22 protein-coding genes are annotated in these 23,374 nt (G+C 65.4%); 12 read left to right on the plus strand and 10 right to left on the minus strand.

Annotated features, from left to right (window positions below):
• Nucleotides 1-23: 23 nt before the first annotated feature.
• From AQ611_RS10440 to AQ611_RS10465, 6 genes are all read right to left on the minus strand, one after another.
• On the minus strand, nt 24-854 hold the full coding sequence (locus AQ611_RS10440) for a hypothetical protein (protein WP_069234474.1): 831 nt from the start codon (nt 852-854) through the stop codon (nt 24-26).
• Nucleotides 851-1,666 carry a hypothetical protein gene (locus tag AQ611_RS10445; protein ID WP_083237292.1) on the minus strand — a complete coding sequence of 272 codons (816 nt, stop codon included), beginning with the start codon at nt 1,664-1,666 and terminating at the stop codon, nt 851-853. Before AQ611_RS10445 ends, AQ611_RS10440 begins: the two co-directional genes overlap by 4 nt.
• A gap of 38 nt (nt 1,667-1,704) precedes the next feature.
• Nucleotides 1,705-2,235: a phage tail protein gene (locus AQ611_RS10450; protein WP_069234475.1), complete on the minus strand. Its 531-nt coding sequence runs from the start codon at nt 2,233-2,235 to the stop codon at nt 1,705-1,707.
• A gap of 12 nt (nt 2,236-2,247) precedes the next feature.
• Nucleotides 2,248-4,251, minus strand: a complete 2,004-nt coding sequence (locus tag AQ611_RS26335; protein WP_069234476.1) for a phage tail sheath C-terminal domain-containing protein — start codon at nt 4,249-4,251, stop codon at nt 2,248-2,250.
• Nucleotides 4,252-4,853: 602 nt separating this feature from the next.
• Nucleotides 4,854-5,048 (minus strand): DUF3562 domain-containing protein, encoded by a 195-nt coding sequence (locus tag AQ611_RS10460; RefSeq protein WP_069234477.1) that lies wholly within the window; start codon nt 5,046-5,048, stop codon nt 4,854-4,856.
• Between the two features lie 272 nt (nt 5,049-5,320).
• Entirely contained in the window at nt 5,321-6,091 is a 771-nt protein-coding gene (locus tag AQ611_RS10465; RefSeq protein ID WP_069235247.1) for a class I SAM-dependent methyltransferase, read from the minus strand.
• Nucleotides 6,092-6,460: 369 nt separating this feature from the next.
• Between AQ611_RS10465 and osmF the strand changes: the two genes are divergently transcribed.
• The 8 genes from osmF (at nt 6,461) to arcC (ending at nt 16,009) form a co-directional block, all read left to right on the plus strand.
• Nucleotides 6,461-7,393 carry a glycine betaine ABC transporter substrate-binding protein OsmF gene (gene osmF, locus AQ611_RS10470; protein WP_069234478.1) on the plus strand — a complete coding sequence of 311 codons (933 nt, stop codon included), beginning with the start codon at nt 6,461-6,463 and terminating at the stop codon, nt 7,391-7,393.
• A complete protein-coding gene (locus tag AQ611_RS10475) occupies nt 7,390-8,610 on the plus strand; it encodes an ABC transporter permease (RefSeq protein WP_069234479.1) in 1,221 nt (406 codons plus the stop codon). Before osmF ends, AQ611_RS10475 begins: the two co-directional genes overlap by 4 nt.
• The gene (locus AQ611_RS10480) at nt 8,607-9,566 is read left to right on the plus strand and encodes an ABC transporter ATP-binding protein (protein ID WP_069234480.1); all 960 of its coding nucleotides are present in this window, start codon (nt 8,607-8,609) and stop codon (nt 9,564-9,566) included. Before AQ611_RS10475 ends, AQ611_RS10480 begins: the two co-directional genes overlap by 4 nt.
• The gene (locus tag AQ611_RS10485) at nt 9,566-10,366 is read left to right on the plus strand and encodes an ABC transporter permease (RefSeq protein WP_231935963.1); all 801 of its coding nucleotides are present in this window, start codon (nt 9,566-9,568) and stop codon (nt 10,364-10,366) included. Before AQ611_RS10480 ends, AQ611_RS10485 begins: the two co-directional genes overlap by 1 nt.
• An 819-nt stretch (nt 10,367-11,185) precedes the next feature.
• Nucleotides 11,186-12,655 (plus strand): arginine-ornithine antiporter, encoded by a 1,470-nt coding sequence (gene arcD, locus AQ611_RS10495; RefSeq protein WP_069234481.1) that lies wholly within the window; start codon nt 11,186-11,188, stop codon nt 12,653-12,655.
• Between the two features lie 28 nt (nt 12,656-12,683).
• Nucleotides 12,684-13,946 (plus strand): arginine deiminase, encoded by a 1,263-nt coding sequence (arcA, locus tag AQ611_RS10500; RefSeq protein ID WP_069234482.1) that lies wholly within the window; start codon nt 12,684-12,686, stop codon nt 13,944-13,946.
• Between the two features lie 57 nt (nt 13,947-14,003).
• A complete protein-coding gene (locus AQ611_RS10505) occupies nt 14,004-15,014 on the plus strand; it encodes an ornithine carbamoyltransferase (protein WP_069234483.1) in 1,011 nt (336 codons plus the stop codon).
• 56 nt (nt 15,015-15,070) lie between these two features.
• Nucleotides 15,071-16,009 (plus strand): carbamate kinase, encoded by a 939-nt coding sequence (gene arcC / locus AQ611_RS10510; RefSeq protein WP_069234484.1) that lies wholly within the window; start codon nt 15,071-15,073, stop codon nt 16,007-16,009.
• A gap of 157 nt (nt 16,010-16,166) precedes the next feature.
• On the opposite strand, the gene AQ611_RS10515 is transcribed toward arcC, so the two are convergent.
• Both AQ611_RS10515 and AQ611_RS10520 read right to left on the minus strand, forming a co-directional pair.
• Nucleotides 16,167-16,955, minus strand: a complete 789-nt coding sequence (locus tag AQ611_RS10515) for an SDR family oxidoreductase (RefSeq protein WP_069234485.1) — start codon at nt 16,953-16,955, stop codon at nt 16,167-16,169.
• Nucleotides 16,956-16,966: 11 nt separating this feature from the next.
• Nucleotides 16,967-17,407 (minus strand): GlcG/HbpS family heme-binding protein, encoded by a 441-nt coding sequence (locus tag AQ611_RS10520; RefSeq protein ID WP_069234486.1) that lies wholly within the window; start codon nt 17,405-17,407, stop codon nt 16,967-16,969.
• Between the two features lie 95 nt (nt 17,408-17,502).
• Here AQ611_RS10520 and AQ611_RS10525 point away from each other — a divergent pair, with 95 nt between their 5' ends.
• The 3 genes from AQ611_RS10525 (at nt 17,503) to AQ611_RS10535 (ending at nt 20,500) form a co-directional block, all read left to right on the plus strand.
• Nucleotides 17,503-18,423, plus strand: a complete 921-nt coding sequence (locus tag AQ611_RS10525; protein ID WP_069234487.1) for a LysR family transcriptional regulator — start codon at nt 17,503-17,505, stop codon at nt 18,421-18,423.
• 446 nt (nt 18,424-18,869) lie between these two features.
• A complete protein-coding gene (locus AQ611_RS10530) occupies nt 18,870-19,574 on the plus strand; it encodes a glutathione S-transferase N-terminal domain-containing protein (protein ID WP_069234488.1) in 705 nt (234 codons plus the stop codon).
• A 668-nt stretch (nt 19,575-20,242) separates the two neighbouring features.
• Nucleotides 20,243-20,500, plus strand: a complete 258-nt coding sequence (locus tag AQ611_RS10535) for a hypothetical protein (protein WP_069234489.1) — start codon at nt 20,243-20,245, stop codon at nt 20,498-20,500.
• A 177-nt stretch (nt 20,501-20,677) separates the two neighbouring features.
• Here AQ611_RS10535 and AQ611_RS10540 read toward each other — a convergent pair whose 3' ends face one another.
• Nucleotides 20,678-21,169 carry a MarR family winged helix-turn-helix transcriptional regulator gene (locus AQ611_RS10540; protein ID WP_069234490.1) on the minus strand — a complete coding sequence of 164 codons (492 nt, stop codon included), beginning with the start codon at nt 21,167-21,169 and terminating at the stop codon, nt 20,678-20,680.
• A gap of 120 nt (nt 21,170-21,289) precedes the next feature.
• Between AQ611_RS10540 and AQ611_RS10545 the strand changes: the two genes are divergently transcribed.
• Nucleotides 21,290-22,462 (plus strand): MFS transporter, encoded by a 1,173-nt coding sequence (locus tag AQ611_RS10545; protein WP_069234491.1) that lies wholly within the window; start codon nt 21,290-21,292, stop codon nt 22,460-22,462.
• Between the two features lie 115 nt (nt 22,463-22,577).
• On the opposite strand, the gene cobM is transcribed toward AQ611_RS10545, so the two are convergent.
• Nucleotides 22,578-23,303, minus strand: a complete 726-nt coding sequence (gene cobM, locus AQ611_RS10550) for a precorrin-4 C(11)-methyltransferase (RefSeq protein ID WP_069234492.1) — start codon at nt 23,301-23,303, stop codon at nt 22,578-22,580.
• Nucleotides 23,304-23,374: the final 71 nt, after the last annotated feature.

Here is a 23,374-nt window from a genome sequence, read left to right on the forward strand (position 1 = left end):
ATGAAGAAGCGATAGGCACAGCGTCATCGCCCGCCATGGCGGCGCAGGTATTCGTCGAGCGTCATCGCGCGAGGCGCACCGTGCGCGTCGTGCGCACGGTGAGCGTTCGACTGAGGCGTCGCGCGCACTTCGACGCGGCCGATGTTGACGACGACCGTCGTTTCGGCACGCGCGCCGCGCGACGCGGCGTCGAATGCGCGTGGCGGCGCGTGCGCGGCAATCGGGTGCGGCGATGCCGCCAGAGCTTGCGCCGATGCGTGGACGGACGTATTCGCAGGCGTCGCGCGTGCGGGCTGCGCGTGGGAGACCGTGCGCGCCGGTCGGACAGAAGCCGGATCATGCGCGTCCGGCATGGCCGCGGCCGCGTGCGGCGCATGCGCGATCGGGTTGTCGTCTGCCGCATGATGTTTCGGCGAGCGAAACGATTGAAGCGGCTCGTGCTCGTCGCTCGGCGCGGCGCGTTGCGTTGGCCGCCCGGCGAAGCCCGCAGCCGGCGTCACGGCGCTTGCCGTATCCGCTTGCCATGCCGATTGCGCAGGCTCGCCGTGCCCGCGTGCCGCACTCGATGCCGATGCCCGCATGCGCGGCGTGCCGAATGCGTCGAGCGCATCCGCGCCGCCCTCGCCGCGCCCCGGCTCCGGCTGTGCCGCCGCGCGCGGCTCGCCGGATGGCCGCGAACCGTCGCGCGCGCCGTACGTTGCCGGTTGCGGCGCGCTTGCATCTGCCTGTTGCGGCGCGGCCGGCGCGAACGCATCGGGCCAGTCCTCGAACCAGGACCGCAGCCGCGGACGCGCATGAACCGGCGCGGCATGCCCGCGAGCGCGCGAAACCAACGTGACGAGATAGCCGTTCATCCGAGCACCAGGCTCAAGTATGTCGCGCGGCGCGCGGGGCCGAGCGACAACACGTCATGCTCGCGCCAGCCGTAGGCGCACGCGAGCGTATGGATTTCCCATAGCGTGCGCCCGGCCCATGCGTCCAGCTCCGACCACAGGTAAGCCACGATATCGAGCGGCGCATGCGAGCGCGCGCCGCACGCCGAACAAATCGCCGCGAGCCGCAAATCGGCGTGCGGATCGGCATGCGCGAGGTGTTGCGCGGCATCGTCGAGCACATCGTCCGACAATGCAGCGATGTCCAACGGCTCACCGTCGCGCCGCGCCGAAACGATGCAGCCGCGCAGCAGCGCGCGCGCCGCGGCTTCGTCGCCGCCGTCTTCGCCGGCGTCGTGCGCGGCCGTGCGCAGATCGCCGCTGTCGGGGGGACGCATGCGCAGCTCGATGCCATCGCCGCGCCGCCACGCGAGCGGATCGTGCTCGAGCGCAGGCGGCAGCGCCGCGAGCAATGCGTCGATCGGCACGTCGAGTTCGAGCGGCTCGCCGCAGGCGTCGCACGATGCCAGCGCCGCGAGCCGCGCGCCGAACATCACGCGGCGCAGCGCGAGCAAATGCCGGTCGCGCTCGCCCAGGCTCGTCGAGATCAGCGCCCGTTCAGGCCAGTGCGGGCAAGCCAGCGACAACAGGATCAGCCCGCGTTCGACGGCATCGCACGCGCGGCCGCGCTCCCAAGCCTCCAGCATGTCGGCCGCGGCGGGCGCGATCGCCGCATAGGGGGCGGACGCATCGGCGCCGGCCATCGGCGGACGATCGACTATCGCATGCGCCATTGCGCACTCCGTCATCGAGGATAAGGGGCGCCGCGCGCTCAGCCGAGCGCAGGCGGCGTGAAGCTCGGCTCAGTCGGTTCGGAAACCGAAACGTCGCGCTCCCACCCTTCGTTCTCGAGCTTGATATGCTGGATCGCGACCGCGTTCGCGTTCGCATCGAGATCGGGCAGCGCCTGATATTCGGACACCCAGCAGCGGTACACCTTATAGGTGATCGCCAGCTGGCCGGCTTCGTTATACAGCTCGATCAGGATGTCCTTGCGGAAATCCTTCAACGACACTTCGGTGCCCAGCCCGTGATTGACGCTCCACACCTTGCCCGCCCATGCTTCGAACTCGGCATCGTGCGTGACGCCGCGCTCCAGCGTGATCGCCTCGAACTCGGTGCGCCCCGGCGATTTGCGGCTCGTTGACGCATCGCCCCCCTCGCGGTGCTTGACGACCTCGGTGGTGCGCTTGAGCATGCCGACCTTGCTGACGCCGGCGACATATTTGCCATCCCACTTGATCCTGAACTTGAAGTTCTTGTACGGATCGAAGCGTTGTGCGTTGACGGTGAATTCGGCCATGATGATGCCTCCTCAGCTCGCCAGTTGTCCGGCGATCTGCTGGACGGTGATCACGACGAACTCCGCCGGCTTGAGCGGCGCGAATCCGACGACGATGTTGACGATTCCCTGATCGATCGTCACTTGAGGATTCGTGCTCGCGTCGCACTGAACGAAGTACGCCTGCTGAGGCGTGGCGCCCTGAAACGCGCCCTGCCGGAACAGCGTCTGCATGAACGAGCCGACGTTGAGCCGGATCTGCGCCCAAAGCGGCGTATCGTTCGGCTCGAAGACCACCCATTGCGTGCCGCGGAAAAGACTCTCCTCGATGTATAGCGCAAGCCGCCGGATCGGAATGTACTTGTAATCGTCGGCGATCTGATCGGCGCCCTTGAGCGTGCGCGCGCCCCAGCAAACCGGCCCGGTCTGCGCGAAAACGCGCAGGCAATTGATCGCGAGCGGATTGAGCACGCCGTTTTCCGGATCGGTCAGCGTGTATTCGAGCTTGCGCACGCCGGCAAGATTCGCCTCGGTGCCCGCGGGCGCCTTCCATACGCCGCGCGCGGCGTCGGTGCGCGCCCACAGGCCCGCGACCGTGCCGCTTGGCGATACCTGGCGCGGCCGGTAGGCGTTGATCGGATCGGGAATATCGACGCGCGGAAAATAGAGCGCGGCGTTGCGGCTGCGCAGCGTCGCGTTCGCGTCGAGCCACTGCATGATCGCGGGCACCGTATCGCGGTTCGCATCGGCTTGCGGCACGTCGAGCAGATACATCGCGCGCCGCGCCGTGCACAGCTCGATCGCGCCCATCGCGACGGCCAGCGCCTGACCGTCGGGCAGGTTCATCGTCGCGGGCACGCTCAGAATGTTGAACAAATCGACGTCGAGCAGCGCCTGCATGCCGGTTTTCTTTGCCGCGTCGCCCAGCAGCCCGCCGGCGAAGCCGGCCGCGTCCGCGTTCATGTCGAGCGTGCCGTCGCTGCCCGCTTGCTGCACGCGTGCCGGCGGCGTTGACGCCGACGTCGGATCGACGGGCAGAAACTGATCCTGCACGGCGGCGCCACCGAGCGCGTATTGCTGAACGTTCTGGTCCGTGGGCTGGAAGCCGAGTTTTTTCGCGAGGCCATCGGCGCTGTTCGACAGGCCGACCACGTCGCTGGCCACCGGCGTGCCCGCCTTCACCACCAGATACTGCTGCGCCGGCGACAGCCGCACCACGCCGACCGTCGCGTTCGCGAGCGGCTTGGCGCCGTCCTTGGTCAGGCCGCGCAACAGGCCTTGCAATTTCTGCGCGAGCGCGTCGATCGTCGTCGGCGCGGGATCGCCCAATGCGTCGGTGGTGCCGAGTGCGTGGCCGCTCAACGTCACGTCGACCGTGTCGGTCTTCGCAAGCTTCAGCGCGCCGATATCGCCGATCGCGCCGCTCACGGTGCCGGTGCGCGCGGGGCGCTTGCCCTGCCCGCTCGCCGATGCGGCAAGCCGAATCAGCTGCGATCCGGCATTGACCGTGGCCACCGCGTCGTTTGCTTGGCCGGCCGAAACGATCAGGTTGCGGAACGTTTCGCTGGCGGCCGCGCTGCCGTCTGGATTGAGCTGCGTGACGCGCAGGTTGAACTGCGTGCCGGGGTCCGCCGCGGCGTAATCGATATCGATGCGCAGGCCGTTGCCGCTTATGCCGGCGCTGGCCGCGGTCGCGGTCAATACCTCCTGCGCATCGCCCGGCGCGGCCGCCATCGCGATCGCCGCCGCCACCGCCGCGTTGCCCGGCGTAACGGACGACACACGCACGACGTAGGCTTCGGTGCCGCCGTTCAAAAAGAACTGCTGAATCGCGTAGCTCGCTTCGCTACGCGCATCGAGGCCGCCGAACTGGCGCTCGAAATCCGCGAAGCTGAACACTGGCACGGCCCGGTTCATCGGTCCTGCGGCAAAGAAATCGACGAACGCGGCAATCGACGTTGCAACGCCGGTGATCGTGCGCACGCCGCTCGAAATTTCCTGCACGTAGACGCCGGGATAGGTGACGGCAACAGGCATCGCACACCTCCATTCGAACTCGGCGCCCATGCAGCCCACCCTGCGGACGCCGTACAGCGCTGATGGTTCAAGCAGCCAGCCCGGCTTACCGGCGCAGGCCAACGGACAACGGATCGTTACGAAGCGAGCGGATCGATTCGCAAGACAACGGCCCGTTCGACAAGGCGGCCGGCACTGGCACGCGTTTCCCCCGTCTTCGCGCGGCGATGCGGCGAAGCAGTGAATTGTCGCAACGGGTTATCGAAGGAATTGGGATGACCAGAGGCCCGAGACCGAATGAGCGGCACGGTCTGTTTTGATGCAGCGACCATCCCATACATGATGGGCCCCTTAAGCAAAGCAGCTATCGATCGATGCCGCGGCAGCAGCGATGCACGGCATGCGGTTTTGAAATTAAGCTAGGCGGCGGGCTGTGAATAGTCAAGAACGATCTGCCGGGCCGCAGACGTTCGTGCAGCGTCATCGATTCGGCATCGTCGAGAATTCAGATAGTTGGGATGTCGAATCAACTCGCGCTGAATTCGTGGTTACGTATTCAGCGTTTAACTTAATCAGGCATCAGCGCCCGGCGCCGGCGCGCCGCGCGTGCGATGGCGCCTGGCTCAATGCGCTTGGTCGCGCTGACGCAGTGTCTGCCTGACGCGCTTGGCGACGAGCACGGTCAAATAATCGCGAATCAATGCGCCCTCGCTGTATTGCGCGAGCGTTTCTTCATACAACCGGAGCACCGCTTCAGCGGGTGTGTGCGTTTCCAAGGCGATCGCCTGAACGACTTCGTCGACGCGGTTCTGGACCATGTTTGCTCTCAGTGGGGGAGGAAAACGGACAAAACGGCTTGGGCGCGGACGCTTATTGAAAAACAGACAAAATCCCATGGCCAATTGAATGCACCTATGAGCGCGCCATACGTGCGATGCATGGTCTATTCGAACAAGTCAGACGAAAGCGAACGCAATCGACACACGCGCGATGCCCGCCGAATATCCGTGCGTCACGCGCATCGCATGCAAACATCGGAGAGCAGCGTCGTGTACGCGCCGGCCGTTTGCCGAATCGGCCATGCGCCGGTTCAGGTTCCCGCGCGCGCCGCCGCGAGGAACAAAAACGGCGGACGGCGGCACTCCGACTCGAGATCGGGCCGCACCGCCAGCGCTTCAGGCACGGGCGCGGGCTCGCCGAGATGCGTGAGCGTGAAGCCCGCTTTGAGCAGCGTGTTCACGTAGGTCTCGATGCTCCGGTGATATTTGACCACGCCATCGACGAACCAGCGCGTGTCGCGCCGCCCCTCCTGCCGGTAGCGATCGACAGGCCAGTGCTGTTTGCGGCCGTCGTCGTCGCGCACCCAGCCGACCGGGTACGCGGTGCAGAGCGGATGCTCGACCGAAAACACGAAACGGCCGTTCGAGCGCAGCGCCTCATAAACGCGGGAGACAACGCCTGCGTAATCCTCGACATAATGCAGCGCAAGCGACGACACGACAAGATCGAACGCGCGCGCAGGCGCATGGTAGGTTTCGATCGAGCGCTGCAAATAGACGATCGCGTGGTCGTCGGAACGCTCGCGCGCGGCCTCGAGCATGCGTGACGAAATGTCGATAGCCGTGACCGATGCCGCGCCATGAGCCCGCGCGTAGCGGGCGAAATCGCCGAAGCCGCAGCCGAGATCGAGCACGGCAAGGCCCGTCAGATCGGGCAGCAGACGCTTGAGCGCGGGGAACTCGAGCGCGCCGTTCAGGCCGGCGTCGCCTTGCCGCAACGCGCGATAACCTTCGAAGAAAGAAGCGTCGTCGTAGATATTTTGCGGGGCGCTATGGCGCGTGACATGGGGATCGCTGCTCACGATGAACGCTCCTTGATGACGTTGATGGCAAGTCGATTGCAACCGGCGAAAAAGCCCGCGGAAAACCCCTCCGCCGCGACACCGTGGGACGCAGGCGACGCAATCCGGCGCCGTGCCCGGCCAGCCGAATCGCGGCCCCGACGGCCGGATTGTATCGCTGTCCGAATGAATTGCGCAGCCTCCCGCAGTGTCCGGCAGACCGCATTCGGCATGCATGGGCAAGCGCGCCGGTTTGCCAAAGCGCGCGCGCTCAAGTAACTTGCACCCTTGCCGCTTGCGATCAGCCATTTTGCCCTGCTTTGCCGCGGCGGGGCGATGCCGTCGCATCCTTTCATCTGCCTTGACAGAATAAACCGGAGTTTCAGTCTGATGAAGATGTCCCGCTTCACCCAATGCCTGCGCGCCGCTGCGGCAGCCGCCGCGCTCGTCTTCGCCGCGAGCGGCGCGCACGCCGCCGACACGGTGACCGTCTCGTCGAAAATCGACACCGAAGGCAGTCTGCTCGGCAATCTGATCGCGCAGGTGCTGAAGGCGCACGGCATCGCCGTCGTCGACAAGATCGGCCTGGGCGCGACGCCGATCGTGCGCAAGGCGCTCACCACCGGCGAAATCGATCTGTATCCCGAATACACCGGCAACGCCGCGTTCTTCTTCAACAAGGCGGACGATCCCGCGTGGAAAAACGCGGCGCAGGGTTATGCGCTCGCCAAACAGCTCGACTACGCGGCGAACCGGATCGTCTGGCTCGCGCCCGCGCCCGCGAACAACACCTGGGGCATCGCGCTGCTGGGCACCGTCGCGCGCGCGCAGCATGTGAGCACGCTCAGCGATTTCGGCAAATGGGTGAGCGCGGGCGGCAAGGTGAAACTCGCGGCATCGTCCGAGTTCGTCAACAGCGCCTCCGCGCTGCCGTCGTTCGAAAAAACCTACGGCTTCAAGCTCAAGCCCGAGCAGTTGCTCGTGCTGTCGGGCGGCGACACCGCCGCGACGATCAAGGCGGCCGCGCAGCAGACGGACGGCGTGAACGCGGCGATGGTCTACGGCACCGACGGCGGCATCACGGCAACCGGCCTGAGCGTGCTCGACGACGACAAGCACGTGCAGCCCGTCTACGCGCCCGCGCCGATCATCCGCGAGGCCGTGCTCAAAGCGCATCCGCAGATCGCCGACTATCTGCGCCCCGTATTCGCGAGCCTCGATCTGAAGACGCTGCAAACGCTCAACGCACGGATCCAGATCAACGGCGAGCCGGCCGCGGGCGTTGCCGCGAGCTATCTGAAAGCGAAAGGCTTCGTCAAATGACGAACCGCACGGCGGGCGCGGGCGGCCTGCCGGCTCCCGCGCCCGCACCGGACGGCGCCCGCGCGCCGCGTATCAGGATCGACAAAGTTGGCGTGCTGATCGCCGCGCTCGTTGCGATAGCCGCATTCGCCGAACCGTTCGTCACCTGGCGCGCGAACCGGATCGTCGCGGGCAAGGCGCTCGCGCTCGGCGCGGTGTTCCCCGCGCCCGCCGGGTACGCGCTCGCCGCGCTGTGGGCCGCGGGCGCGGCATTCGCGCTCGTGCGCAGCCCGCCCGCATGGCGCGCGGCCGCCGGCGGCGCGCTCATCGTCGTGTTATGCATCGCGCTCGGCGCCGCACCCGCTTATCTCGTCACGTCCGATACGCCGCTTGCGCGCGTATCGCCCGCGGCGGGCGCGTGGCTGTTGCTGTTCGCATTCGCGGTGCTGATCGCCGATGCGCTCGCGCGCGTCGCGCTGCCGCCGGGCAAACGGCTCGCCGCGCTCGGCGCCGCCGTCGCGGCGAGCGCCGCGTTCGTGTTGAGCGGCGCGTGGGACGGGCTGTCCGTGATGCAGGAATATGCAGTACGCGCCGACACTTTTCGCAACGAAGCCATCAGGCACCTGGAACTCGTCGCCGGCTCGGTCGCCGCGGCGATCGCGTTCGGCGTGCCGCTCGGCATCGGCTGCGTGCGCTCGGCCACGCTGCAGCGCGCGCTGCTGCCGCTGCTGAACGTCGTGCAGACGATCCCGAGCATTGCGTTGTACGGACTCCTGATGGCGCCGCTCGCGCTCGTTGCTGCGCACGTGCCGCTTGCGGCCAGGCTGGGCGTCTCCGGCATCGGCGTGACGCCCGCGCTGATCGCACTGTTCCTGTATGCGCTGCTGCCGATCGTATCGAGCGTCGTCGTCGGCATCGCGCAGGTGCCGCCGGCGGTCGTCGAGGCCGCGCGCGCGATGGGAATGACGGATCGCGAGCGGCTCGTCTCGATCGAGTTGCCGCTTGCGCTGCCGGTGATGCTGTCCGGCGTGCGGATCGTGCTGGTGCAGAACATCGGGCTTGCCGCGGTGGCCGCGCTGATCGGCGGCGGCGGCTTCGGCACCTTCATTTTTCAAGGAATCGGCCAGTCGGCCACTGATCTCGTCTTGCTCGGCACATTGCCGACGATCGCGCTCGCGCTCGTCTCGGCCGTGTTGTTCGAAGCGATGACCGAACTCGCGAAAGGAGCACGCCGATGATCGAAATCGAACGCGTGAGCCGGTATTTCGACGAACCCGGCGGCGGGCACCGCCCTGTCGTCGCGCTCGATGACGTGTCGCTGAGCGTCGCGCGCGGCACGGTGACCGCGCTCGTCGGCGCATCCGGCAGCGGCAAATCGACGCTTTTGCGCACCATCAACCGCCTGATCGTGCCGACGAGTGGCACGATTCGCGTCGACGGCGTCGACACCGCGAGCGTACCGGCCGAAACGCTGCGGCGCGGCATCGGCTACGCGATCCAGGGCCACGGGCTGTTTCCGCACTGGACCGTCGAGCGCAACATCGCGACGGTGCCGCGTCTGCTCGGCTGGCATGCGCCGCGCATCGACGCGCGGGTGCGCGAATTGCTCGAATTGTTCGAACTCGACTATGCGACCTACGCGAAAAAGCTTCCCCATCAGCTCTCGGGCGGCCAGCAGCAGCGCGTCGGCGTCGCGCGCGCGCTTGCCGCCGAGCCGGCGATCCTGCTGATGGACGAACCGTTCGGCGCGCTCGATCCGATCATCCGCAACAAGGCGCAGGACGATCTGATTGCACTGCAACGGCGGCTCGGGATCACGATCGTCATCGTCACGCACGACATCGACGAAGCGCTGCGCCTCGGCGATCAAATCGCCGTGATGGATGCCGGGCGTCTCCTGCAAGCCGGCTCGCCCGCCGAGATTCTCGGGCGGCCGCGGCCGGGCGTCGTCGAACGGCTGGTTGCCGGAGTCGACCGGCCGCTGCGGCTGCTGTCGCTCGTCCGCGTGGACGAGCTTGCCGAGCCGGGCGACGCGCCCGGCGAGCCGATCGCGCCCACGCTCAGCTTGCGCGATGCGATTTCCGAGCTGCTGTGGCGCGGCGCGAGCGCGCTGCCGGTGCGCGGCGCCCACGGCGCACCCGCCACGCGGATCACGCTCGCCGCGATCGCGGCCCAAGCGAAGCGGCCGGAATGATGCGCTTGCCTCCCACCGTTGCCGCGCGACGCCGGATCGGCGCGGCTGCGTTTCATATCGCCGTGCGCATCGCCGCGCTCGCGCTGCTCGCCGTGCTGCTCCTGCGGCCGGACTGGCTCGAGCCGCTGTTCGCGCCGTTCGCCGACAACGGCGCGCCCGTGATCTACCGGCGCGCGAGCCTGCTCGATCTGACGCTTGCGCATCTGGCGACCGTCGCGGCGGCGAGTGCCGCAGGCGCGGCGCTCGCGCTCGCGGCGGGGATCTTCATCACGCGGCGCGCCGGCGCGGAATTTCTGCCGGTCGCGCGCAGCGTCGTGCATATCGGCCAGACGTTTCCCCCGGTGGCGGTGCTCGCGCTCGCGGTGCCCGCCGTCGGCTTCGGCATGACGCCGGTGCTGATCGCGCTGGTGCTGTACGGTTTGTTGCCGGTTTTCGAAAGCACGATCGCAGGCTTGTCGGAAGTGCCCGCGGACGCGATCGACGCCGCGCGCGGCATGGGCATGAACGCGCTGCAGCGGCTCATGTGGATCGAGCTGCCGCTTGCATTTCCTGTGATCCTGAACGGCATCCGGCTTGCGGTCGTGATCAATCTGGGTACCGCGACGATCGGCTCGAGCGTCGCGGCCAAGGGGCTCGGCGACGTGATCATCGCCGGGCTGCAAACGTCGAATACCGCGTTTGTCTTGCAAGGCGGCCTGGTCGTCGCGCTGCTCGCGGTGCTGATTTACGACGCGCTCGGCACGGCAGGCCGCCGGATCGCGCCCGCCGCCATGGGGCAGCGCAACGGCGGCGGCAACTAGCGTCGACACGATCGCTGCCGTGGCCGCCGATATCCCCGCCCACGCGCCCACACCGGCAATCGCCATCACGGCACTCGTCAGACATCGGCATCGCGGCGGTGCAAGCCGAACGGCCGGCGCGCCGCGCCCACTCGCACGGCGCGCCGGTTCCGCGACGGTCACCGAAACCCGCTCCGCGATTTTTCCGTCATAGCACGAATCCCGCCTCCCGCATCGACCTTTATCGATTTCTTGATCGATAACATAGATCCCCGTTCGACTCGTTTCCCGCCGGCCCGGAATCGGGAAAAATCAAAACAATGAAAGCGAGTTTGAAGAGCAATCGATGCGGCTTTACATCGAAAACATCCTGCCGACGCTCACGCGCGATGCATTGCGGGATTTCATTTTCAAATATACGAAAAAGCACAGCGGCGGCATTCGGTTTGTCGCTCCGTCGGCGTCGTCATCCAATGCGTTGACCGAGATCGACGGCGTCGGCAGTTTCGAACTTGCGCAAATGCGCGGCCGTTGGCACGACATGTATTGGACAGGATGCCGAATCACCCGCTGCACTTTCGCGTTCTGGGATTTCAGCGACGCCGCCGATTTACGGCATCGAAGCGACAGGCCGTCGCCAGGAGCACACCGATGACGACATTGCGCTGACAACGCCCGAATGCGCCCGAGCATGCCCGGCACGGCACGCTCTTCACCGCAGCGCGCTCCGCCCGATCAACGCCGCAAACCGCCGATTACGCGCTTCGCGCCACATGCGAAGCCGCGGGGGCCGCGTGCGCGCCGCGACCGGCTGCGAGCGCCGATCCTCGAGGAAAAATCATGACCGAAACAACCCATACCGAAGCGGTACCCCACACCGTCGAGCAACCCGCCGCGCGCAAGTTGCGGCTCGGCGCGCTGACCGCGCTCGTCGTCGGCTCGATGATCGGCGGCGGCATCTTCTCGTTGCCGCAAAACATGGCCGCCGCAGCCGGCGCGGGCGCGGTGCTGATCGGCTGGGCGATTACCGCCGCCGGCATGCTCGCGCTCGCGTTCGTGTTCCAGACGCTCGCGAACCGCAAGCCGCAGCTCGACGGCGGCGTCTATGCGTATGCGAAAGCGGGTTTCGGCGACTACATGGGCTTCTCGTCCGCCTGGGGTTACTGGATCAGCGCGTGGCTCGGCAACGTCGGCTACTTTGTGCTGCTGTTCTCGACGCTCGGCTATTTCTTCCCGGTCTTCGGCCAAGGCAATACGCCGGTGGCGATCGCGTGCGCATCCGTGCTGCTGTGGGCCGTGCATGCGCTCGTGCTGCGCGGAATCAAGGAAGCGGCGTTCGTCAATCTCGTGACGACCATCGCGAAAGTGGTGCCGCTCGCGGTGTTCGTGCTGATCTGCTTGTTCGCGTTCAAGCTCGACGTGTTCAGCGCCGATATCTGGGGCCACGCCAATGCGTCGCTCGGCTCGGTGACCAACCAGGTGCGCGGCACGATGCTCGTGACGGTTTGGGTATTCATCGGCATCGAAGGCGCGAGCATCTTCTCGGCGCGCGCGCAACGGCGCAGCGACGTCGGCCGCGCGACCGTGATCGGCTTCGTCGGCGTGCTGCTCGTGCTGGTGCTCGTCAACGTGCTGTCGCTCGGCATCATGACCCAGCCCGAGCTGGCCAAGCTGCAGAACCCGTCGATGGCGGCCGTGCTCGAGCACGTGGTGGGCCACTGGGGAGCGGTTCTGATCAGCGTCGGCTTGGTGATTTCGCTGGCGGGCGCGCTGCTGTCATGGGTGCTGCTGTGCGCGGAGATTCTGTTCTCGGCCGCGCAGGATCATACGATGCCCGCGTTTTTGCGCCGCGAGAACGCGAACCACGTGCCAGCGAACGCGCTCTGGATCACCAACGGCATGGTGCAGGTGTTCCTGTTCGTCACGCTCTTTTCCCAGAGCACCTATTTGTCGCTGATCTATCTGTCGACGTCGATGATTCTCGTCCCGTATTTCTGGTCGGCCGCCTATGCGCTGCTTCTGAGCATTCGCGGCGAAACCTATGCGCAACGCACGCGCGAGCGGCGCAAGGACGCGTTCGTCGCCGCGCTCGCCGTGGTGTACGCGGCGTGGTTGTTGTATGCGGGCGGCATCAAATATCTGCTGCTGTCGGCGCTTTTGTATGCGCCGGGTGCGTTCTTCTTCGCGAAAGCCAAGCGCGAGATCGGCCAGCCGGTCTTCAAGCCGCTCGAGAAGCTCATTTTCGCCGCGGTCGTTGCCGCCGCCGTGCTGGCGGCCTACGCGCTCGAACGCGGTCTGCTCACCCTTTGAGTCCCCTTTGAACCAGGAGGTATCCGATATGACCCAAGCCACTCATGCCCCTGAAGTCGGCGTCCATTCCGAGGTCGGCAAGCTGCGCACGGTGCTCGTCAGCTCGCCCGGTCTAGCGCATCAGCGCCTGACGCCGAGCAATTGCGACGAACTGCTGTTCGACGACGTGATGTGGGTCAATCAGGCAAAGCGCGACCATTTCGATTTCGTGTCGAAGATGCGCGAGCGCGGCGTCGAAGTGCTCGAAATGCACAATCTGCTGACCGAGACGGTTTCCAATCCCGTCGCGCTCAAGTGGATTCTCGATCGCAAGATCACCGCCGACAGCGTCGGCATCGGTCTCGTCGACGACGTGCGCGCGTGGCTGGAAAGCCTCGAGCCGCGTGCGCTGGCCGAATTCCTGATCGGCGGCGTCGCCGCGAGCGACATCACCGGACGCGACGATTCGAAGGCACTGGCGCTGTTTCGCGGCTATCTCGGCCGGGCGTCGTTCGTGTTGCCGCCGCTACCGAACATGATGTTTACGCGCGACACGTCGTGCTGGATCTATCGCGGCGTCACGCTCAATCCGATGCACTGGCCCGCGCGCCGCCAGGAAACGCTGCTCGTCGCGGCGGTCTACAAGTTCCACCCGCACTTCGCCGATTCACAGTTCGACATCTGGTATGGCGATCCCGACCGCGATCACGGAATGGCAACGCTCGAAGGGGGCGACGTGATGCCGCTTGGCCGCGGCGTCGTGCTCGTCGGCATGGGCGAGCGCACGTCGCAGCAGGCGATCGGACAGCTCGCGCGAGCGCTGTTCGACAAGGGCGCGGCCGAGCGCGTGATCGTCGCCGGGCTGCCCAGCTCGCGCGCGTCGATGCATCTCGACACGGTATTCAGCTTCTGCGACCGCGATCTCGTCACGGTGTTTCCCGACGTCGTCGAACGTATCGTGCCGTTCACGCTGCGCCCGGACGATCGCGCATGCGGCGGCATCGACATCGTGCGCGAGGAGCGGCCGTTCGTCGAGGTCGTCGCGCAAGCGCTCGGCCTGAAGGCGCTGCGCACCGTCGAGACGGGCGGCAACGAGTTCGCCGCCGAGCGCGAGCAATGGGACGACGGCAACAACATGGTCTGCATCGAGCCCGGCGTCGTGGTCGGGTACGACCGCAACACCTACACGAACACGCTGCTGCGCAAGGCGGGCGTCGAGGTGATCACGATCGGCTCGAGCGAACTCGGCCGCGGACGCGGCGGCGGCCATTGCATGACCTGCCCTGTCCTGCGCGATGCGGTCGACTACTGAGCGCCTGATGCGTGCGGTTTCGCCGCACGCATTTCCAATCATTCATGGAGAAATTCGATGGGCTTCAACCTGCACAACCGCCATCTGCTGAGTCTGGTTCATCACAGCCCGCGCGAGCTGCGCTATCTGCTGGATCTCGCCCGCGACTTGAAACGCGCGAAATATAGCGGCACCGAGCAGCCGCATCTTGCCCGCAAGAACATCGCGCTGATTTTCGAAAAAACCTCGACCCGCACGCGCTGCGCATTCGAGGTGGCCGCGCACGATCAAGGCGCGAACGTCACCTACATCGATCCGGTGTCGTCGCAGATCGGCCACAAGGAAAGCATGAAGGACACCGCGCGCGTGCTCGGCCGGATGTACGACGCGATCGAGTATCGCGGCTTCGCGCAAGAGACGGTCGAGGAACTGGCGAAATACGCGGGCGTGCCGGTCTTCAACGGGTTGACCGACGAATATCACCCGACGCAAATGCTCGCGGACGTGCTGACGATGCGCGAGCACAGCGACAAGCCGCTGCACGATATCCGCTACGCGTATCTCGGTGACGCACGCAACAACATGGGCAATTCGCTGTTGCTGATCGGCGCGAAGCTCGGGATGGACGTGCACATCGGCGCGCCGAAATCGCTGTGGCCGGCCGCCGAATTCGTCGAGCAATGCAACGCGTTCGCCGCCGAAAGCGGCGCGCGGATCACGCTGACCGACAACCCTTACGACGCGGTCAAGGGCGTCGACTTCATTCATACCGACGTGTGGGTATCGATGGGCGAACCCGTCGATGCATGGGACGAGCGGATCGCCGCGCTGCTGCCCTATCAGGTAAATCGTCAGTTGATCGAATCGACCGGCAATCCGCGCACGTGCTTCATGCATTGCCTGCCCGCGTTTCACAACTGTGACACGAAGGTTGGCAAGCAGATCGTCGAGCGTTATGCGCAACTGAAAAACGGCATCGAGGTGACGGACGACGTATTCGAATCGCCCCGTTGCATCGCATTCGAGCAGGCTGAAAACCGGATGCACACGATCAAGGCGGTACTCGTCGCGACGCTCGGGGACATTTGAGCCGGTCACGCGGCGGCGCATTGCCGTTGGTCTTTTAAGAATCGAGGAGAAACACGATGCGTATCGTCATCGCACTGGGCGGCAATGCGCTATTGCAGCGCAATCAGCCGATGACCGAAGCCCACCAGCGGCAAAACGTGAGGACGGCGGCCGAGCAGATCGCACAAATCGCCCCCGGCAACGAACTGGTGATCGCGCATGGCAATGGGCCGCAGGTGGGGCTGCTTGCGCTGCAAAGCGCCGCGTATGCGGACGTCGAGCCGTATCCGCTCGACGTGCTCGGCGCGCAGACGGAAGGCATGATCGGCTATCTGATCGAGCAGGAAATGGGCAATCTGCTGCCGCCCGACGTGCCGTTCGCGACGCTTCTCACGCAGGTCGAGGTCGATCCGGACGATCCGGCGTTCGCGCATCCGACCAAGCCGATCGGCCCCGTTTATTCGCGCGACGAGGCCGAGCGCCTCGCACGCGAGCACGGCTGGCAGATCGCGCCCGACGGCGGCCAGTTCCGCCGCGTCGTGCCGAGCCCGAAGCCGCGGCGCATCTTCGAGATCCGCCCGATCAAGTGGCTGCTTGAGCACGGCGCGATCGTGATCTGCGCGGGCGGCGGCGGCATTCCGACGCGCTACGACGCAAGCCGCAAACTCTGCGGCGTCGAGGCCGTGATCGACAAGGATCTGTGCGCGTCGCTGCTCGCGCGTGAACTGCAAGCGGATCTGCTCGTGATCGCAACGGACGTCGACGGCGCCTATGTCGACTGGGGCAAACCGACGCAAGCGCGCATCGAAGCCGCGCACCCGGATGTGCTCGAGACGCTCGGCTTCGCCGCCGGCTCGATGGGGCCCAAGGTTGAGGCAGCCATCGAGTTTGCGGCGCGGACGGGCCGTGACGCGGTAATCGGCGCATTGCCGGATATCGTCGCGATTGTGGACGGCCGGGCAGGCACCCGTGTCAGCAGCCGTGTGCACGGGATGCGTTGCCGTGCGCCGCGATAGCGCGCGCGGCGCCCATTGCCGCGCGCGGATCGCGATCAGCCGTACCGTTGGCGCGGCTCGTTTGGTCGGAATCCGTTTGATCGGATAAACGATAACCACACACGGCAGCGGGCGCCCGCCTCCGCCCGCTGCCGTTGCTGACGGGGCTCGTGCTCCTTCATGCCTCGCCGTTCTGGCGACGCGTCCAAGCATGCGCCTGCTCGTCGCGCACGAACTGTTCGATCGCGGCGGGCAGCAGATTGCGCAACAGCCCGCCGTCGCTTTCCGTCACCTCGACGATCTTCTCGATCATCTCTTCCGGATCGAACTGATCGAGCGGAAACTTCAATTGGGCAGGCGTTGCCACATCGCGCGCCGGATCGAGCCAGCGGCTCGGCGTCTCGACCATCCGATCGTTGAAGCCGGTGTTGTACGGCCCCGGATTGACGATTGCGATCTGGATTCCATGTGATGCAAGCTCCTGGTGCATCGCCTCGGCCACCGATTCGAGCGCATGCTTCGATGCGCAATACGCCCCCGTGTACGCGCCGGTAATCAAGCCCGCGATCGACGAGACGAACACGATCTTGCCGCGCTGCCGGGCGATCATTGCGCGCGCGATTTGCTGGGTCAATTCGAGCGGGCCGAATACGTTGGTTTCGAACAATTCGCGCACGATGTCGACAGGCAAATCGACGAGCGCGCCCGCCTCGCCTGCGCCGGCATTGTTCAGCAGCACGTCGATGTCCCAATGGGCGGCCTGCGCGCGGTCGCGCGCGGACGTGACGTCGAGCTTCACGACATCGAGCGTCACGCCGCGCCGCGCGGCTTCGGCACGCAGTTCGGTGATCTGCGGCACGATCTGCACGCTGGCTATCACCTGATGGCCTTTCGCGGCGAGCCGCAGCGCGGCTTCACGCCCGAAACCGGAGCCCGCGCCCGTGATCAGAATGCGTTTCTGAGCCATGTCATTACTCCCTATTCCGAATGATGTGACGTATTGATTAGGATCGCGAACGCCTCGGCGCAGGTCAGCGCGATCGCTTCGTCGTCGTCGACCGAGCCGCCCGATATGCCGACGGCACCGACGCAGCGCCCGCGCGTGTCGAACAGCGGCAGGCCGCCGCCGAACAGCGCGAGTCCGCCATTGCTGAGTTCGATCGTGCGAATCGGCCCATCGGCCGCCGACAGCGGGCCAAGCGCCGCGCTCGACGTGCGAAACCGCACGGCCGTGCCGGCCTTGCGCATCGCTAAATCGATCGCGCCGAGAAACGCGCCGTCCATCCTCGCGAACGCAACCAGATGCGCGCCGGCGTCGACCACGGCGATCGCGACGCCGGGCACGTTCAGCCGCGCCGCATGGCTGATGCCGATGTCGACGACGCGCAACGCGCGCTCCAGGGTAAGTTCAGTGGACACCGGCAGCTCCTTGCGATTCGACTGGTGCCCAGTGTAGGAAACGCCGGTATCTGAGAGAATCGGTATTGTGCTCACAACAGTATCAAGTTTTTCTAATGACTCTACGACGCGATCCACTTGGTGGCCTGCACGTTTTCATGAGCGTCGTCACGTTCGGTAATTTCACGCGTGCGGCAGCAGCGCTCGGCTTGACGCCGGCCGCCGTCAGCCTGGCGATCGGACTGCTCGAGGACGAATTGAAGGTCAAGCTGTTTAGCCGCAGCACGCGCGGCGTGAGCCTGACCGAAGCCGGCCAGCGCTACCGCGACGCGGTCGCGCAGCCTTACCAGCAGGTCGTCGACGCGCGCAACGCGCTGAACGATGCACGTGACGATCCCGAGGGCCATTTGCGCATCAGCGCGCTGCATCTGGCGAAATGGGTCGTCACGGCCGAGGTGCTTGCCGATTTCTTCGAGCGCTACCCGAAAGTGAGCATCGAGATCCGCTACGAGGATCATCTGGTCGATATCGTCAAGGAGCGGCTCGATGCGGGCATCCGCCTGGCGGACCGGTTGCAACCGGGGATGGTCGGCGTGAAGATCGCGCCCGCGCTGACATGCGCGCTCGTCGCGTCGCCCGACTATCTCGCGCGGCACGGCATGCCGACGAAGGTCGGCGATCTCGCACGGCACATGTGCGTGGTCTTTCGTTTTCCCAAGAGCGGCCGGTTGCACAAATGGCCGTTGCGCGACGGGCGCCGCGACGTGGAGATCGACATCGCGGGACGTTTCGTCAGCACCGATACCGACGCGGTGATCGAGGCCGCGCGCGCGGGCGCGGGCATCGCGCTTGTATTCATGCGCGAGCGCATCGAGGACGACCTGCGCCGCGGCACGCTGCGCGAAGTGCTGCCCGGTGCGTGCCGCACGCTGCCGCCGATGTGGCTTTACTACGCGAACCGCAAGCATGTTCCGCCGAAGCTGCGCGCGTTCATCACGGTGCTGCGCGAGCATGCGGCCGCACCCCAACCGCGTTGACGGCGGCGTAACGCATCCGTGCCAGACAGGTTGCCGTGAGAGACCGGCCGTCTGCGAACGGCCGCGGCATGCATGCCGCGAAGGCGCTGAAGCGGGTTGTCGCAACGGTGCGATCGCTGCGGTCCGCCGCTCGAAGCCGGCCGGCCATTCGACTGGCCTTCCGCGCGCCCGCGCACCGTCGCCTTCGCGCCGCCCGCATGGGCTAGGCGACGCTCGCCGCACACGCCCGCAGCACGACAAAACGCCGTGCGATTCGTCGGAACGGCAACGGCACGCGCGGCCCCGCTCCGCCATCGGGCGGCTTCAACCAAGCCTCAAGCGCCCCGACTCTTGAAGACCGAGCAACAATGCGCCGGATCAGCTACATTGACGGACGCGCCTCGGCCTGTTTTTCCGGCAGGCCGGCGGCGCCCCATCTGGTTTCTTCGAACGAGTGAAATCCACCCATGTCCGATCTTTCTGCATTCCCGATTACACAGAAATGGCCCGCCCAACACCCGGATCGCATTCAGCTCTACTCGCTGCCGACGCCGAACGGTGTCAAGGTATCGATCTTGCTAGAAGAGACCGGCCTGCCTTACGAGCCTCATCTGGTGCGCTTCGATACGAACGACCAGATGTCCCCCGCCTTTCTGTCGCTGAACCCGAACAATAAGATTCCGGCGATCATCGATCCCCACGGCCCGGGCGGCAAACCGCTTGCATTGTTCGAATCGGGCGCGATCCTGCTCTATCTCGCAGACAAGACGGGGCAATTCATTCCGGCCGATCCGGCGCGCCGCTACGAGACGATCCAGTGGCTGATGTTCCAGATGGCGGGCATTGGTCCAATGTTCGGACAGATCGGTTTTTTTCACAAATTCGCCGGCCGCGAATACGAGGACAAGCGCCCGCTCAATCGCTATGTCGACGAGGCGAAGCGTTTGCTGCACGTGCTCGACGGCCGCCTCGCGGACCGTGCGTGGATCATGGGCGATGCCTACACGATCGCCGATATCGCGACGTTCCCGTGGGTGCGCAATCTGATTGGCTTTTATGAAGCGCGCGAGTTGGTCGGCTTCGATCGCTATGCGCATGTCGCGCGCGCGCTCGATGCGTTTGTTGCGCGCCCCGCCGTTGTGCGCGGGCTGAATATCCCCGCGCGTACGTAAGGCCGCATTGCGCGAACGGTACGCACGCCCGTTCGCGCATCGGGGTCACCTGCTGGTATTCCCGCCGCCTTCCATTCGATGACGGTCCCAGCATCAATAGGCGACTCATAGGATTGATCCGAATATACGACCGGATAAGTCGATTTACACAACTCCAATCACTCAATCGACCGGGATTCGGATCAAGTATTAATCCATATTGAGCAATTGATAATCCGAATGGCCAGCTGATATACCGCGCCGGTATCGCCACTCAGTCAAATAACCGAAACATATAGCGCATTCCCAGCGCGGCATCGCTGGACGGCATGCGATTCCACTCGTCATTTTGTGGATGCACGCTATTTTTCGACAAGAAATTAAAGCGTCCACTCCAACGCATTTCTGATGCTTAGCATCGTTCCAGAGATGCTTTCGGTTTGTGCGTCAGCGAACTTTCATTCGCAACATCTTTTGTTATTTTCCGTAATCAAGTTCAAACCGGCTCGACATGGAAATTCAATGCGTGCCACGCTTTATTTCTGCATCTACACACCACCGTCATCAAAACGCGGTGGATCTGCCGCGATACCCGCGGCATATGCATACAAAAATGATTCGAACTGCAAATCGGTTGCAGGTCGACAACCCTGCCAGATGGGACATCTGGTATTTTTTGGAGATGAGTAATGCAAGAGCTCAACCAGCAAGAAATCGCATACGTTTCCGGCGGCTATTACAACGGCAACACCATTTTCGACGCGCTTGGCAATTTGAGCGCGACCGTTGGTCAAGTCGGCGAAACCCTCGGTAACGTCCTGACGCTCGGTCTGGGCGCGCCGATCGGCCAGTTCGCATACAGCGTCGGCGAAGTGTTGACCACGGCGGTCGTGAATCTTGGTAACGGTCTGCTGAACGTGCTTGGCATTCCTGCCAACCACTATTAATCCGTCTCATCGACGAGATGCGGTGGTTTCGTGATGGCCTGGCATTGATGTTTTGATTGCGAATCCACCGTTGCGGCTCGTGCGAACGCGTTCGCACGAGCCGTTGTTTCATATGCGCCGCCCAACGGCGGTCTGCCACGCCGTTATCGCACCCCGCCGCCGCCGCGGACCGTGCCGCTATTTCCCCGCATGCCCTTGCAACAGCTTGCCTAGCAACTTCGCGAGCTGACGCTGCTGCGCATCGCTGAGTGACGACAACACGCGCCGCTGATTGTCCACGTGCGCGGCCAGCGCGTCGTCGATCAGCGCAAACCCATCGGACGTCAACGCGACAAGCGTGCCGCGCCCGTCCGCGGGATTCTTGCGCCGCTCGACCCATCCCGCACTTTCGAGGCGATCGATCCGGTTGGTCATGCTGCCCGAAGAAATCATCGCCGCATCGTAAAGCTCGGTCGGCGTCAGCGCGTATGGCGCGCCGCTGCGGCGCAGGGTTGCGAGCACGTCGAATTCTCCGGGCTGCAGCCCGTAGCGCGCAAAAAGCGGATTGAGCGCATCGCGCGCGATGACGAGCGCCGCCTCCTGCAACCGGCCAAGCACGATCATCGACGACACATCGAGATCCGGCCGCTCACGCCGCCATTGTTCAACCGCATACGCTGCACGATCCATTAACCCTCCTCGTCGCCCCAGTTATCTTGACGTCGAGATAAACCGAATTTATCTTGACGTCGAGATAATTATACGCGGTGTACGCGGCTGGCAACCAACCTCGTGCATCGCTCATCCGATATGCGCTTACTCAATTCTTCCGCCTGGCGGCTTGCCGCTATTGTCGTGGTCGGCCTCAATCTTCGTCCGGTGCTTGCGTCGATCGGGCCGCTTCTCGATACGATCCAGCGTGCAACCGGCTTATCCGACAGTGCCGCCAGCTTGCTGACCACCGTGCCGATCTTATTGATGGGCGCGGGCGCGCTGAGCGCGCGATGGCTCGCGCATCGCACCGGCGTGAAGGCGGGTGTCTGGCTCGGCGTCGTGCTGATCGCGCTTGCGTGCGCGTCGCGCATCGGCGCGGATTCGCCCGCCGTGCTGCTGGCGTCCGCGGTGGGCGCGGGGCTTGGCATCGCGGCCGTGCAAGCGCTGCTGCCCGCGTTCATCAAGGCGCAATTCGCCGCGCGCGCGGGCAGCGTCATGGGTTTTTATTCGACATCGATCATGGGCGGCGCCGTGCTCGCGAGCGTCTCGACACCGTTTGCCGCGCGCACGGTCGGCTGGGCGCCCGCGCTTGCCGCCTGGGCATTGCCCGCCGTCGCGGCGGCCATTCTGTGGCCGCTGGCCACGCCGACTGCCGCGCGTGCCGCGCAATCGCGCACGGCTGCGCGCAGCACGCCCGGCGCGCGCGCATGGTTGCTGGCCGCTTTTTTCGGCCTCGGCACGGGCGCCTATACGCTCGTGCTCGCATGGCTGCCGCCTTATTATCTGGCGCTTGGCTGGCCGTCCGAGGCGGCTGGCGGCCTGCTCGGCGGCGTGACGCTCGCCGAGGTCGTCGCCGGCCTCGCCGTATCGGCGTTCATCGACCGGCTGCCGGATCGCCGCCCCGCGATTTTCGCCGCGATCGCGTCATTGTTCGCAGGCCTGATCGTTCTGATCGCGGCGCCGCTCGCCGGCGCATTGCCCGCGTCGCTGCTGATCGGCTGCGGCATCGGCGCACTGTTTCCGCTGTCGCTGATCGTCGCGCTCGATCATGCGCCGCATCCGGCCGAGGCCGGCGCGCTGACGGGTTTTGTTCAGGGAATCGGTTACTTGATCGCGGGCCTGTTTCCATTCGTCGCCGGCGTGATCCGACAGAACGTCGCCGATCTGTCGCCGGCCTGGAGCTTCATGGCTGCCGTCTGCGTCGTGATGGCCGGCATCGCCGCACGTTTTGCGCCCCACGCGGCCGCCGCCGTGCGCAGCAGCGCGTGATGCACGCCGTATGCCGCTATGCCGCGTGTGGGATGGCCGGCGTAGCGTCATATCGGACTTTTATCACGCATGCGGTTTTCTTCGGCGCGGCTCGAGCCGCGCCCGAACCCGCGGTTCAATCTTTCGCATAGAGCGTCGAATCGTCGAAGCCTTGCGCATCGAGCACGCGCCCGATCAAAATCAGCGCGGTGCGTTCGATTTGCGTGTTCGCGATCTTATCGACGATATCGCCGAGCGTGCCCGTCACGCGCTGCTCATCGGGCCAGCTCGCGCGGTAGATCACTGCAGCGGGACAATCCGCGCCATAGTGTGGCAACACGTCGTCGACGATACGCGCAAAGTGCCGCACGCCGAGATGGATCGCGAGCGTTGCGCGATGCGCGGCGAGGTCCGCGAGCGCTTCGCCTTCCGGCATCGTCGTCTTGCCCGCATAACGCGTGAGGATCACGGTCTGCGCGATGCCCGGCAGCGTCAGCTCGACGCCGAGCGCAGCCGCGCTCGCGGCCGTAGCGGTCACGCCCGGAACGATTTCATAAGGAATCCCGAGCGCATCGAGCCGCCGGATCTGCTCGCCGATCGCGCCAAACAACGACGGATCGCCCGAATGCACGCGTGCGACGTCCTGCCCTTTTGCGTGTGCATCGGCGAGTAACGCGACAATCTCGTCCAAATCGAGGTCGGCCGTATTGACGAGCCGCTCGGCTCGATGACCGTCGAGCACTGCGGCTGGCACGAGCGAGCCCGCGTACAGGATCACCGGGCAGCTTCGCACCAGGCGCTGCCCTTTCACCGTAATCAGCTCGGGGTCGCCAGGCCCCGCGCCAATGAAATAGACCGTCATTCAGGACTCCGTTATTCGTCGGCAAAAAATTGGATTCCGGCGTGCGAAAGGCCGCGCGACACGCGTGTCCA

Source organism: Burkholderia singularis, assembly GCF_001718875.1.
Taxonomy (GTDB): Bacteria; Pseudomonadota; Gammaproteobacteria; order Burkholderiales; family Burkholderiaceae; genus Burkholderia; species Burkholderia singularis.